The organism is Streptomyces sp. NBC_01410 (assembly GCF_045040195.1).
Taxonomy (GTDB): domain Bacteria; phylum Actinomycetota; class Actinomycetes; order Streptomycetales; family Streptomycetaceae; genus Streptomyces.
The window spans coordinates 5,280,314-5,294,061 of record NZ_CP109530.1 but is presented as its reverse complement, the minus strand read 5'-3'; the positions used below and the strand labels follow the sequence as shown (position 1 = coordinate 5,294,061).

11 protein-coding genes are annotated in these 13,748 nt (G+C 72.4%); 4 read left to right on the top strand and 7 right to left on the bottom strand.

Annotated features, from left to right (window positions below; genetic code table 11):
• Nucleotides 1–175 precede the first annotated feature (175 nt).
• From OG741_RS24475 to OG741_RS24455, 5 genes are all read right to left on the bottom strand, one after another.
• Nucleotides 176–1,168 (bottom strand): hypothetical protein, encoded by a 993-nt coding sequence (locus OG741_RS24475; protein WP_405601247.1) that lies wholly within the window; start codon nt 1,166–1,168, stop codon nt 176–178.
• A 108-nt stretch (nt 1,169–1,276) separates the two neighbouring features.
• Nucleotides 1,277–2,074, bottom strand: coding sequence for a hypothetical protein (locus tag OG741_RS24470; protein WP_405601245.1), 798 nt, complete (start codon nt 2,072–2,074; stop codon nt 1,277–1,279).
• A 104-nt stretch (nt 2,075–2,178) separates the two neighbouring features.
• Entirely contained in the window at nt 2,179–3,330 is a 1,152-nt protein-coding gene (locus tag OG741_RS24465; RefSeq protein ID WP_405601243.1) for a VWA domain-containing protein, read from the bottom strand.
• A complete protein-coding gene (locus OG741_RS24460) occupies nt 3,327–5,798 on the bottom strand; it encodes a DUF5682 family protein (protein ID WP_405601241.1) in 2,472 nt (823 codons plus the stop codon). Before OG741_RS24460 ends, OG741_RS24465 begins: the two co-directional genes overlap by 4 nt.
• Nucleotides 5,795–6,907 carry an AAA family ATPase gene (locus OG741_RS24455; RefSeq protein WP_405601238.1) on the bottom strand — a complete coding sequence of 371 codons (1,113 nt, stop codon included), beginning with the start codon at nt 6,905–6,907 and terminating at the stop codon, nt 5,795–5,797. Before OG741_RS24455 ends, OG741_RS24460 begins: the two co-directional genes overlap by 4 nt.
• Nucleotides 6,908–7,046: 139 nt before the next feature.
• Between OG741_RS24455 and OG741_RS24450 the strand changes: the two genes are divergently transcribed.
• Complete coding sequence (locus OG741_RS24450; RefSeq protein ID WP_405601236.1) at nt 7,047–8,396, top strand: SWIM zinc finger family protein; 1,350 nt, start codon at nt 7,047–7,049, stop codon at nt 8,394–8,396.
• A gap of 17 nt (nt 8,397–8,413) precedes the next feature.
• Nucleotides 8,414–10,045 (top strand): DUF5691 domain-containing protein, encoded by a 1,632-nt coding sequence (locus OG741_RS24445; RefSeq protein ID WP_405601233.1) that lies wholly within the window; start codon nt 8,414–8,416, stop codon nt 10,043–10,045.
• A gap of 258 nt (nt 10,046–10,303) precedes the next feature.
• Here OG741_RS24445 and OG741_RS24440 read toward each other — a convergent pair whose 3' ends face one another.
• Entirely contained in the window at nt 10,304–10,717 is a 414-nt protein-coding gene (locus OG741_RS24440) for a cobalamin B12-binding domain-containing protein (RefSeq protein ID WP_405601231.1), read from the bottom strand.
• Nucleotides 10,718–10,927: 210 nt separating this feature from the next.
• Nucleotides 10,928–11,104: a hypothetical protein gene (locus tag OG741_RS24435; protein ID WP_266486699.1), complete on the bottom strand. Its 177-nt coding sequence runs from the start codon at nt 11,102–11,104 to the stop codon at nt 10,928–10,930.
• On the opposite strand from OG741_RS24435, the gene OG741_RS24430 reads away from it, so the two are divergent.
• Nucleotides 11,103–11,957, top strand: a complete 855-nt coding sequence (locus OG741_RS24430; protein ID WP_405601229.1) for an esterase/lipase family protein — start codon at nt 11,103–11,105, stop codon at nt 11,955–11,957. The two genes, OG741_RS24435 and OG741_RS24430, sit on opposite strands and share 2 nt — an antisense overlap.
• A gap of 236 nt (nt 11,958–12,193) precedes the next feature.
• A complete protein-coding gene (locus OG741_RS24425) occupies nt 12,194–13,747 on the top strand; it encodes a M23 family metallopeptidase (RefSeq protein ID WP_405601227.1) in 1,554 nt (517 codons plus the stop codon).
• The last annotated feature ends 1 nt before the right edge of the window (nt 13,748 follow it).

Below are 13,748 nucleotides of genomic sequence, written 5' to 3'. Positions count from 1 at the left end.
TCCCCGCCGGACCGGGGTCCCTAAATCGCAGATCACACCTGAGCGGTGATTACGGTCACAGATCGCACGGGTGGGCGCGCCGAACAGGGGCTACACCTAAGGAAACGGGCGGTCCCCACCCCAATGAGGACCGCCCGTGGAAAATCCGGCCCGCCAGCCGGACAGTGCTGCCGCCTCAGATGCCCTGGGTCAGGTGCGAGGCGTAACCCGGGGTGACCGTGGTGGCCAGCCCCTGGGCGCCGGACACGGCGTTGCCGGTGAGCTGGGTCGAGTCGGCCGTGCCGTAGACGTCCTGCGCGAACGGCCGGACCTCGGAGACCACACCGCCCGCGAACGGGGCGACGTCACCGACGACGCCCTGCGCGAGTGTGCCCGCGCTGCCACCGACCCCGTACGCGACGGGCTGGACCTGGCCGACGACGGTGTCGACGAGCGGCGTGACCGCGCCGACGACGCCGCCCGCGAAGGGCTGGACCTCGGAGACCACGCCACCGGCGAACGGCTGGACCTCGGAGACGACACCGCCCGCGAACGGCGTCACGTCGCCGACCACGCCCTGCGCGAGCCCGCCGACGTCACCGACCGCCTGACCGGCGACCGGGAGGACGCCGTCGACGGCCCGGGAGGCGATGGGCGGCAGGGTGTCCTGCGCGGCTGCCTCGGCGATCGGGGTGGCGGCGACGACGGTGCTTTGCGCCGCGTACTGGGCCTGGGCCGGGGCCTGCTCGGCGAGTTGCGGCGCGAAGGCGGCAAGCGGACCGAAGAGGTAGTCGATCTCGGCCTGGACGTCAGCGACGTCGGGGGTGGCCGGGACCTCGTACGCGGGGACCTCGTACGCCGGGAGCTCGGCCTGGGCGTACTGACGGGCCTGCTCGGCGATGCCCTGAGCGTTGGCGGCCGTGGCGGTGGCGCGCGCGTCGGAGGCGGCACCCTCGGCGGCGCGGGCGGCGTCGATGCCCTGAACGCCGGACTGGACGTCGGACGGGATCTCCGAACGGACCTCCGACGGGACGTCCGTGACGTCGCCGACGACGTCGGCCGCCTGGTCGGGCGTGGAGAGCGGCACGGAGACGGGCAGCTCGTCGGCGCTGGCCGCGGCGGTGCCGAGCGCCCACATACCGGTGGCCGTGGCGGCGACGGCTATGGAACGGCGAATGTTCTTGTGCATGCTGGTGTCAAATCCTTCGAATTGGTTCGGCTGTCCGGAACTATCCGGTTGGCGGGCAGACCTGTCCCGCCCCCGCGCGGCAGGTCTTGAGCGGGGGAAAGGACTGCCCTAGCCGGGGAATTCGAGGATGTCGCGCGGTCGTTCACGGGTCGGCGCATCCGCCGCCGACCCGCCCGCGCCGGGTACGAGCGCGAACGGCCTGTCGTACGCACTCGTCGCCGCATGCTGGTCGCCCGTACGCGGCGTGTGGGTCTCGGCGGACTGCTGCAGCGCGCCGGGGGTGGAGTCGCAGGGCTCGCCCGGGACTTGGGCGGGCGCCGAAACGGGCTTCGCGGAGCGGGCTTCAACCCGAGGACGGTCAAGGCCGGTGCCGTAACTGCCGAGCTGTCCCGGGGTGGTGACGGTCGCCGCCTCGGACGACCCGCCCGCCTCGACGACCGCGGACCGGCCGAGGAGAAGCTGCGGCGTACCCTCCTCCTTGTCCGCGTCACTGCCCGGAGGTGTCAGCGGTACGGGAGGGGGCTCGGGCAGCGACTGGGCGGGCAGCCCGCCGAGCGGCTCGGTGAGCTGCTGGACCACGGGCCGTACGACATGCCGCACTGTGGCCACGACGGGCTGCGCGACTTCGCGCACCGGCTCGACGGACCGCACCACGCGCCGCAGTTCCCGTACCGGGGCCTGCTGCACCGATGTTGCGACGTTCGCCTCGGCGTCGGCCGCCATCGCCGAGGCGTCGGTGGCCGACGTCGGCTGCGGCACTTCGGCCGCATGCGCCTGACCGCCGTGGAGAAGACCGATCGTCAGCAGGCCCCCGAGGAACAGCATCACGCGCAGCGCACGCCGCCCGCCCGCCGCCCGGCGCAGTACGCGCAGGACAGCAGCAGGACGAGCAGCTGCGGCAGTCACGGTGAGGGAGCCTTCCCTGTCGGCGGAAGCGGACCTTCCGCGGGGATCGGGACGATGCTCGCACGAGACTCCCGGGGGCACGCAAGTCCCCTGTTACTGATGGGTCACTTGTCCGGTATGGGAAGCGGCCGCTTCTCGATCGCCGCCGCCATCACCTCCGGGAACAGATCCGGCGTACACGCGAACGCCGGTGCGCCCAGCGCCGCGAGGGCCGCCGCGTGCTCGCGGTCGTACGCGGGCGTCCCCTCGTCGGAGAGCGCCAGCAGCGCGACGAACTGCACGCCCGACGCCTTCATCGCCGCGACCCGCTTCAGCATCTCGTCCCGTATGCCGCCCTCGTAGAGGTCGCTGATCAGTATGACGACGGTGTCGGCGGGGCGCGTTATCTGCGACTGGCAGTACGCGAGCGCCCGGTTGATGTCGGTGCCTCCGCCGAGCTGGGTGCCGAACAGGACGTCGACCGGATCGTCGAGCTGGTCGGTGAGATCGACGACTGCTGTGTCGAAGACGACAAGGCGGGTGGCGATGGAGCGCATGGAGGCCAGTACCGCGCCGAACACCGAGGCGTAGACGACGGAGGCCGCCATCGAACCCGACTGGTCGATGCAGAGGACGACGTCCTTCTTCACGGACTGCGACGCCCGCCCGTATCCGATGAGCCGCTCGGGCACGACCGTGTTGAACTCAGGAAGGTAGTTCTTGAGGTTGGCCCGGATGGTGCGGTCCCAGTCGATGTCCCGGTGGCGCGGGCGGCTGATCCTCGCCGAGCGGTCGAGCGCCCCGGTGAGTGTGGAGCGGGTGCGGGTGGCCAGGCGCTTCTCCAGGTCGTCGACGACCTTGCGCACGACGGCCCGGGCCGTCTCCTTGGTCGTCTCGGGCATGGCCTTGTTGAGCGAGAGCAGGGTGCCGACGAGATGGACGTCCGCCTCCACGGCCTCCAGCATCTCCGGCTCGAGCAGCAGCGTGGACAGACCGAGCCGGTCGATCGCGTCGCGCTGCATGACCTGGACGACGGAGCTCGGGAAGTACGTACGGATGTCGCCGAGCCAGCGGGCGACGGAGGGCGCGGACGCCCCCAGCCCTGCCGAACGGTTGCCGGCGCGGCCGTCGTTCCTGGCGCCCTCGTTGCCGTAGAGGGCGCTCAGCGCGCCGTCCATCGCCGCGTCCGTACCGGCGAGGGCGCAGCCGGTGCCGTCCGCGGACCCGCCGCCGAGCACCAGCCGCCAGCGCCGCAGCCGCTCGTCGTCGTGGCTCATCGGCCCACCCCCACAAGGTCGTTGTCCACACGGTCGTTGTCGTCGGCGTCCTGGGTGCCGAGCAGCAGGCGCAGGAGCGGCAGCACCGCGTCGGCACGCTCTTCGTCCAGGCCCCGGCCGAAGCCGGGGACCGTGGACTCGGCGCGTATCGCACCGGGGGCCGCCGATGGCCCGCGCCTGACCAGCTCGCCCAGAGTGCGGCGCACACCTGATTCGTACGCGGAGAACGTGCGGCGCAGCAGCGGCAGGACGTCGGTGAACGCGTCCGCCGGAACTCCCGTCAGCCAGGCGTCGACGAGCCCGAGCAGGCGCTCGTCGTGAACCAGGAGCATCCCTCCTCCCGAGGCGCCGCCGACGAATCCCTCGATCCAGGCGGCGGCTTCGGTGGGCGCTGTGCCGGGCGAGAGCGCGAGGCCCATGAGCCGCGCGGCCTCGGCCTCCTCGAGCCGGCCGTCGTCCAGCAGCAGCCGGGCGGCCCGGCCCCGTATGACCCCCGGTACGGTGTCCCGCCCCGCGAGCCGGTGCAGGACCGACCCCCAGCGCCCGCTCAACTCCTGCGCTGCGGGCAGCAGTCCGATCGCGGTGTGCACCCCGTCCAGGTGCCCGCGCATCTCGGCCGCGCCGTCCGCGTCGAGACCGGTGCAGGCGGGCGGCAGACCGACGCAGATGCGCTCGGCGAGCCCGGCCGCGACCTCGCCGAGTGCTGCCGTGTCGGTCGACCGCACGTCTCCGTACCGCAGGGAGCGGGCCAGGGCGGGGAGCGCCTGCGCGAGATGGCCGACATCGGCGTCGAGCGCGGCACGGTCGGCGAGCGCGGTCATCACGACGGGGAGTGCTTCCGGCAGTTGGGCCAGCAGGCAGTGCTCGGCGAGCTCGGTTACCTCGGCGAGGGCGATCGCCGCCACAGCGTGGTTCTCCGCCTTCGCGGTGGCCGCGGCGAGCACGGTGGTCCCCCACACCCCGGCCTCCGCGACCTTGACGAAGAGCTCGGGCTCCCAGCGCAGCCGCCAGCTCTCCCGGAAGGTGCCGGTGCTCCCCCGGCCCGTGGCGGGCTCGCCCCAGCCGACGCCGAGCAGCTTCAGCCGGTGCAGCAGGCGGCTTTTGGCCGCGTCGGTCTCCTTGCGCAGATCGAGCTCCAGCTCGCGCTCCAGCGCCTCCGGTTTGAGGCGGAGGCTGCGCTGGAGGCGGCTCAGGTCGCGCTGCAACGGCACGGCGGGTGCGGCGTCCGGCACCTCGCCGAGGACGTCCCCGACGATCAGCCGGTCCCTGATGAGGTCGAGCGGAACGTCGGAGCCGTCGCACATCACCGCCCGTACGGCATCGGTCGTCTCGGTCAGCCCGGCCAGCGGCCTGCCGCGCATCGCGGCAAGGGTGTCGGCGAGACGGACGGCCTCGATGACATGGGCCGGGGAGACCATCCGGTCCTCGTCCCTCAACAGCCGGGCGACCTTGGTCATCCAGCGCTCCACGGGCCGGTCGGGGGCGCCGAAGAGGTGCCCGTACCAGCCGGGTGAGTCGATCCCCGCGCCGTAGCCGCTGTGCCGGGCGAGCCTGCGGTGTGTCCAGGGCACCCAGGTCATCTCGGTCCTGACCTTGGGCAGCCCCTTGAGAAGGGCCTTGTCGGCGGCGAGGGTGGTCTTCACGGCGAGCGCGGGCACGTGCCAGGCGCCGCAGACGACGGCGACGTCGTCCCCGAACTCCTTGAGCGCGGCGCGCAGTTGGATCCGCATATGGGCCTCGCGGGCGAGGTCGCGGTCGTGCCCGCCGTGGCCGTACATCTCTCGCAGCGCGGTCATAGCTTCGCCGAGCGCGGCGAACGGCGCGCGAGGGTCGTCCTCCGCCCGGCCTTCCGGCCCGGCCCTGGACCCGGACCCGCGGTGCTCGACGACGTCCTCCCACCACCGCTCGGGGTCGTCGTACCCGGCGGTCTCGGCGAGGACGGCGATGGGATCGATCCGCACACCTGTGTCGGGAACGGCATCCCACTCGGGATCGACAGACTTGGCGTCGAGCGCGACCACGGGCGGCTCCCCGCCCGGAACCGCATCCCATTCGGGGTCGACGGCCACCGCGTCCGGGAGGAGCTTTTGATCCGCGTCCCGGTCCGGATCCGCGTGCGAGGAGTCCTCCTTTTCCTCCGCCGCCGCCAGTGCCAGCGAATGCGCGGCCGGCAGATCGATGAACCGCACCGGGACCTCCCGCTCCAGCGCCCAGCGGATCGCCACCCACTCCGGCGAGAACACGGCCAGCGGCCAGAACGCCGCCCGTCCCGGGTCGTCCACAGCATGGGCGAGCAGCGCGACCGGCGGGCGCATCTGTTCGTCCGCGGCCAGCGCCAGCAGCGCGTCGCCCTCGGGAGGTCCCTCGATCAGCACCGCCGGGGGCGAGGCCGCGTCCAGCGCGGCCCGCACCGCCCGTGCCGAGCCGGGACCGTGGTGACGGACGCCGAGGAGCAGGGGGCCGCTCATGCGCTCACCTCACGGCAGGCGCGGTAGAAGTCCTTCCAGCCGTCCCGCTCACGCACCACCGTCTCCAGATACTCCTGCCAGATGACGCGGTCCGCCGCCGGGTCGCGGACGACGGCGCCGAGGATCCCCGCCGCCACATCGCCCGGCCGCAGCACGCCGTCGCCGAAGTGCGCGGCGAGCGCGAGACCGCCCGTGACGACGGAGATCGCCTCGGCCGTCGAGAGCGTGCCCGAGGGCGACTTGAGCTTGGTGCGGCCGTCCGCCGAGACGCCGTCCCGCAGCTCACGGAAGACGGTGACCACCCGGCGGATCTCCTCAAGACCCTCGGGCACGGCCGGCAGATCGAGGGAGCGCCCGATCTGGTCGACGCGCCGCGACACGATGTCGACCTCGGCCTCGGGCGTCGCGGGCAGCGGCAGCACAACGGTGTTGAAGCGGCGGCGCAGCGCGCTGGACAGGTCGTTGACCCCGCGGTCGCGGTCATTGGCGGTGGCGATGAGGTTGAACCCGCGCACGGCCTGCACCTCCTGGCCCAACTCCGGGATCGGCAGGGTCTTCTCGGACAGGATCGTGATCAGCGTGTCCTGCACGTCGGCGGGGATACGGGTGAGCTCCTCGACCCGCGCCGTCATGCCCTCCGCCATGGCGCGCATGACGGGGCTGGGCACGAGCGCGTCGCGGCTGGGGCCGTGGGCGAGCAACTGGGCGTAGTTCCAGCCGTAGCGGATCGCCTCTTCGGGTGTGCCCGCCGTGCCCTGCACGAGCAGTGTCGAATCGCCGCTGACGGCGGCGGCCAGATGCTCGGAGACCCAGGTCTTCGCGGTGCCGGGCACGCCGAGGAGCAGCAGCGCCCGGTCGGTGGCGAGTGTGGTGACGGCGACCTCGACGATCCGGCGCGGACCCACGTACTTGGGCGTGATCACCGTCCCGTCGGAGAGCGCGCCGCCGAGCAGATAGGTGGACACGGCCCACGGCGACAGCCGCCAATTGACCGGGCGCGGCCGGTCGTCGGCCGCTGCGAGCACCTTGAGCTCCGCGGCGAAAGCGTCCTCGGCGTGCGGCCGCAGGGCCTCGGCGCCGGTGGCTGCCCCGGTTTCGGACACGGTCATGGATCCCCCTCCAGATCGGTTCCAGATCGTTCGACCCGATGTGGATTCCACGGTGCACCATGCCACTGACAATCGACCTCGCTCGATAAGTATCCGCAGGTCAGAGCCATTGTCAGTGCTGACCCGTAGCGTCGTCCTCATGAATCAGCTGGGGGTGCGCTGGACGTCGGAACAGGTGCTGGCACTGGCTCCTGACGACGCGTCACGCAAAGCGGGAAACAAACTCGGTGCGGCCGGGCCGTGGTCCGGTGCGGGCAGCAGCGGCTCGGGGGCCGTGTGGGGTCTGTGCAAGGGCAGCGGCAGCAAGCCGTACCAGACCGTCGTCGACACCACCGGCCCGGCGTACAAGTGCAGTTGTCCCAGCCGGAAGTTCCCGTGCAAGCACGCGCTGGGGCTGCTGCTGCTCTGGGCGGCGGACGAGGACGCCGTGCAGGTCGCGAGTACGCCGGACTGGGCCGAGGAGTGGCTGGAGGGGCGCAGAAAGCGCGCCACGGACAAGGAACAGAGCGGAGCGGGCGCGGGGCAGGCGGCGAAGACCGCCGATCCCGAGGCAGCCAGGCGCAGGGCCGAGCGCCGGGCGGAGCGGATCACCGCGGGGGCGACCGAGCTGGAGCAGCGACTGTCCGACCTGCTGCGCGGTGGCCTGGCCGCGGCCGAGCAGGCGGGGTACGGGCAGTGGGAGGAGACAGCGGCCCGCATGGTCGACGCGCAGGCTCCCGGACTGGCGGGCCGGGTGCGTGAGTTGGGGGCCATACCGGGTTCGGGGCCCGGCTGGCCGGTGCGGCTGCTGGAGGAGTGCGCGCTGATCCATCTGCTGGACGCGGCCTGGCTGGGGATCGAGCGGCTGCCGCAGCCGCTGGCCGCGACGGTTCGCACCCGGGTGGGTCTCACCTCGCCCGCCGAGGGTACGGCGGTGCGGGACGACTGGCTGATCCTCGCTCAGTACGACTCCTCGGACGGCAAGATCACCACCCGGCGCATCTGGCTGTCCGGACGCGAGTCCGGGCGCACGGCACTGCTGCTCTCCTTCGGCGCGGCGGGACGGTCCCCGCAGCAGGCCCTGCCGGTGGGGCTGATGATCGACGCCGAGCTCACTCCGTACGCGGGTGCGGGACAGCTGCGGGCGGACCTGGGCGAGCAGTTCGGCGCCCCCGTTCCGATCACGTCGCCACCGCCGGGAGGCCCGACCGCGGCGGCTCTGGAGGCGTACGGGCAGGCACTGCGGAACGACCCCTGGCTGGACTCCTGGCCGGTGACGCTGAGCCGCGTCATACCCGTTCCGTCGGACGGAGGGTGGCAACTGGCCGACGCCGACGGCAAGACCGCGCTGCCCGTCGCGCCCGCGGCGCTCGCCCGCTCCGGGCTGCTGAAGCTCGTGGCCGTCTCCGGCGGCGGCCCGGTCACCGTCTTCGGCGAGTGCGGCCACCAGGGCTTCTCGCCGCTCGCCGCCTGGTCCGAGGACGGGTCCGAGACGGTCCCGCTGATCTGAAACGTACGGAGGACCCCATGACTGGCATCACCAGCACATCGGCCTGGGAAGAACTCGTCACCGCGGCCCTGCTCGGCACCGACCGCCGCACGCCGCCGGACGCGGTCCTGACCCCGGGCAAGGACGCCCCGGCCGCACTGCTGGACGCCGCGGCGCTCCATACCGTACGGCGCAGGGCGGGACTGCTGCCCGCACTCGCGGCCGACCGTCCCGAGCCCGCGCCGCACGACGCACGACCGCGGCTGCCCGTGGCCGCGCGGCGCAGGCTCGCCCAGCTGCTGGCCGACCGGTCCGCCCCCTCCCAGGCGGGCGGGCGTCGCGGTACGGCACCCGATCTGACCGAGCTGCTCCCGCAGTGGCTCGCCGCGGCCAACGAGCACGGCTACCAGGCGCCGCCGTCCCTGCTTCCCGCGCTGCTCGACGCCGCCCGGGCGCGGACCGACCTGCGACCGCATGTCCTCGCCTTCGCCGGGTCGCGCGGGCTGTGGCTGGCCCGGCTCAACCCGGAGTGGAAGTTCGCACTGCGCGGCGCGTCCGGGAGCGCCGTGCTGCCGGATGTCACCGACGCCGAGGCGGTCCAACGGCTGTGGGACGAAGGGCTGTTCGCGGAACGCGTCGCCCTGCTGGCCGCGGTGCGGGTGCACGACGCAGGAGCCGCGCTGGCGCTGCTGACCGCGACGTGGGGCACAGAGCGTGCCGAGGACCGGCTGATGTTCCTCGACTCCCTGCGTACGGGGCTGTCCGGCGAGGACGAGCCGTTCCTGGAGCGGGCCCTGTCCGACCGCAGCCGCAATGTCCGCGCCACGGCGGCCGAACTCCTGTCCGCACTGCCACACTCCGCGCTCGCCGTACGGATGGCGGCCCGGGCGGCGTCCTGCGTCGGCCTGGACCGCAGCGGGGACGGGGCCGGCGGGGGCGCGGCGACGATCGCGGTCGAGGCACCGCACGAATGCGATGCGGACATGCAGCGCGACGGGCTGGTGCCCAACCCGCCGACGGGCCGGGGCGAAAGGTCATGGTGGCTGGGCCAGTTGGTCGAGGCGGCCCCCCTGTCCACCTGGCCGGCGCGGCTCGGCGGGCGCACGGCCGAGGAGATCGTCGCCCTGCCCGTCGCCGAGGACTGGGGGCAGGAACTGCACGCGGCGTGGTGCCGGGCGGCGGTGCGGCAGCGCGACGCGGAGTGGTCCCGCGCCCTCCTGGGCGCTCCGGCCGCCCCGCCGGAGACCGGTCCGGGCACCTCGTCCCTCGCCGAGCGGGCGAAGCTGCTCGCGACGCTTCCGGCAGGCGAGCGGGCGGCCTGGGTGGCGGAGTTCATCGCGGCGCACGGCCTGTCGGAGGCCTTCCAGCTCCTCGGCGTCTGCGCGGTGCCATGGGCGGAGCCGCTGGGCCGCTCGGTGGTCGACGCGCTGGACATCGCGCGGGACGCGGGGAGCTACCCGTGGAGCTTCAGCGGCGTGATGGGCCTGGCGGAACGCTGCCTGGACCCGTCGGAGGCAAGCCGCCTGGAGCTGCTGACGGCAACCCCGGACGAGACGGAGGGGGCGTCGCCGGGGGCGGGAGGCTACTGGTCGGAGGCGTTCCAGCGACTGGTGTCGACACTGCGATTGCGCGCGACGATGAGGACGGAGCTTGCGGGTACACCGCTCTGACCCGGGGCTCCGTCCGGCCCCCTTTGCGGGGCCCCCGAACCCCCGCGCCTCAAACTCCCCCAGACTTCGTCCGGCTGGACCCCCACGGGGCTGAGTATTCAGCCCGTCCGGCGTTTGAGGACATGCGGCCGAAGGTCGCATACGGGGAGGTTGGGGGTCCCCCGGACGGAGTCTGGGGGAGGGCGGGTCGGGGACAAGGCCCGCCGCAGGCGCACCCGCGCACCCGCGCCCCGAACCGCCCCCGCCGCGCGCTGAGCGCTACGCGCCCGCCGGCTCCCGCACATTCGCGTTGACCCACTGGACGATCGACGCCGTCGTCGCTCCCGGCGTAAAGATCTCCGCGACGCCCAGTTCCTTCAGCGGAGCGATATCCGCCTCCGGAATGATGCCGCCGCCGAAGACCTTGATGTCCTCCGCCTCGCGCTCCTTCAGGAGCGCGATCACCTTCGCGAAGAGCGTGTTGTGCGCGCCGGACAGGATGGACAGGCCGATCGCGTCCGCGTCCTCCTGGATCGCCGTGTCGACGATCTGCTCCGGGGTCTGGTGGAGGCCGGTGTAGATGACCTCCATACCCGCGTCGCGCAGCGCCCGCGCGATCACCTTGGCACCCCGGTCGTGGCCGTCGAGACCCGGCTTGGCCACCACCACACGGATCGGACCGGTCACACCCATCACTGCCTCCACATACCGACTGCGCCGCACTGGGCACGGGTCCCGCGCCGACTCAGGCCCGGGGAAGTGAACGAACGTTATCTCCAGCATCCCGCACCCGGCCGTTTCGCGGTGGGCAGCGAGGGGGAAATCACACGTGGGACAAGTTCGCTATGCGACGTACCCGCATCTGGCGGAACACAAGCCGCACCACCGCCGCGGGGACGGTCGCTACGGGAGCCGCAACAGGGTCGTTCCCCGTGCCGTCAGCCGCGCGGCACGGCGGACGACGCCGTCCGGCCCCTGGCCCGGTTCGGGCCAGGGGCCGCACAGTACCTGCGACAGCTCCCATGAGGGCACACGGGGGACGGAGCCGTCCTCCGGCGTGCCGTACGGGAGGTCGGCCATGAGGGTGCTCCCCTTCTTTCCGCTGTGTCTGCGCCCCGTCCGAGACCTGCGAATATCCGCCGCGCTGCTGCGCGCCACCGCCCTCGAGCTGGCGATCCTCGCCGGGCATCTGCTGCTCTACCCCACCGGCCTGACCCCGGAGCGCCCCGCGCCCACCCCGGCACCGGATCCGGAGCCCCACCCCTCCGACGCCGCACTGCTCCCGACCGGCGGCCCGGTCCACCCGCCCGTCGTGCTCCTCCACGGCTTCGTGGACAACCGCTCCGTCTTCGTCCTGTTGCGCCGCGCCCTTGCCCGGCACGGCCGACAGCACGTCGAGTGCCTGAACTACTCACCTCTGACCTGCGACATCCGCACGGCTGCCGAGCTGCTGGGCCGCCATATCGAGCAGATCTGCGCACGTACCGGCCGGTGCGAGGTGGACATCGTCGGGCACAGCCTGGGCGGTCTGATCGCCCGCTATTACGTGCAGTGCCTCGGCGGCGACCTGCGCGTACGCACCCTGGTCACGCTCGGAACGCCGCATTCGGGCACCGCCGTGGCCCCGTTCGCCAGTGCGCACCCCATCGTGCGCCAGATGCGTCCCGGCTCGGCCGTGATCGAGGAGCTGACCAGGCCCGCTCCCGGGTGCCGCACCCGGTTTGTGAGCTTCTGGAGCGATCTCGACCAGATCATGGTCCCGGTCGAGACGGCCTGCATGGACCACCCCGACCTCATCGCGCAGAACGTACGTGTCAGCGGAATCGGACATCTCGCCCTGCCGGTCCACCCCGCCGTAGCGGCCGCGATCCGGGAGGCCCTCGAGTCGAGCGACTCGGCGGCAGCCGCCTCGGGAGCCGTCTCCGTCGCGTGAATCGGCGTAGCACCAGGCAACCAATGGTCGAACGCATTTCGAACGTAGGATCAAAGCTGTGCCCGCAGTCCGCCGAAAGACGGCCGAATGCCCGTTTCCTGATTGCCTAAAACCTGCCGAAGATTGTCGCCGTCGCGTACCGCCGGGTACAGTCGCGCCACTGCTTTCCCCTCTGGGTCCTCCGCTCCCCGTGGCCCCAGAACCCAGGTCCTGCTGCCGAGGCGAGAGAGAAGTTGGTGAACGACCAGCACGCCCACGCCGGGTACGTCGGATACGACGGGTATTCGACCACTGGCAGCTTCGACGCCGACCCGCTCTTCGGTGCGCTCCCCGGGAGTTACGAAGCGGGTCACAGCGGCCAGTACGACAGCACCCAGTGGGACACCGGGTCGCAGCAGACCGCCGGTTACGACGTCTACGGCGTGCAGCAGGCACAACAGCCGCAGTACACCGAGCAATTCCCGCAGTACGACACTTCCGCGGTCCAGTACGACACGACCGGGCAGTGGGACGCCAACGCGTGGAACCAGACCGCGCAGACGGGTCAGTACGAAACGGCCGCGGCGACGTTCGCGTACGACACCACCGGGCAGTGGGCGGCGCCCGCCTTCGACACCGGGACCTACGACGCCACCGCGTGGAACGCGGGCGCGCAGCCCGTCGTACCGCAGCAGTTCACGCCGGAGCACGAGTACCTCCAGCCGGAGTCCCACGGCGAGGCGACGTACGACGGCCTCACCACCGAGTTCCAGCAGGACTTCCAGCCGGACTTCCAGCAGGAGTTCACGACCGAGTTCGCGGCGGCCGACTACGAAACGGCCCACTTCGCGGCCGAGCCCGAGCCCGAGACCTACTTCGACGCCGAGGCCCAGTTCGACGAGGCTCACTTCGACGCCGAGGCCCATGCCGAGACCGGCTCCGAGGCCGACGACGAACCGGACGCCGACCACGAGCACGACCCCGAGTCCGAGTTCGCATCCGACTTCGCGCCGGAACCCGAACCCGCCTCCGCCGCCGTCACCCCCCGCCCCGTCCGCCGCTCCGGCGGCTCCCGCGGCCGTCGCCGTAGCCCCGCCAAGCGCTCCGCCCTCCTGACCGTCGCCGTCCCCTCGGCCTGCGTGATGGGCGTCGCGGGCATCGCCGCCGCCTCCGTCGGCAATCTCGGCACCGACACCAAGGACGACTCCAAGAGCCTCGCGGCCGCCGATCCGTCCTCCGTGAAGCCCGTCGCGGCGAACAACAAGATGGACACGCAGCTCGCCGCTCTCAGCGCCGACGCCCGCGACTTCGGCGACCGCGCCTCCCGCACCCAGGAACGCCTCGATCTCAAGGCGCGCCAGGAAGCGGAGAAGAAGAAACGCGAGGAGGAGGCCAGGCGCCGCGAGGCCCTGCGCCCCAAGTTCGTGCTGCCGGTGAAGCAGCAGGGCCTGAGCGCCTACTACGGACAGGCCGGCGTCAACTGGATGTCCGTGCACACCGGCATCGACTTCCCGGTGTCGTACGGCACCGAAGTGAGGGCCGCGACCGACGGTACCGTCCGTACGCAGTGGAACAGCGCCTACGGCAACATGGCCATCGTGACCGCGGCCGACGGCACGGAGACCTGGTACTGCCACCTCAGCAGCACCAAGATCCGCTCCGGTTCGGTCAAGGCCGGTGACGTCATCGCGTACTCCGGCAATTCCGGCAACTCCACCGGACCGCACCTCCACTTCGAGGTCCGGCCCGGCGGCGGCTCGGCCATAGACCCGCTGCCGTGGCTTCGCAGCCACGGCCTCGACCCCGCCTAGG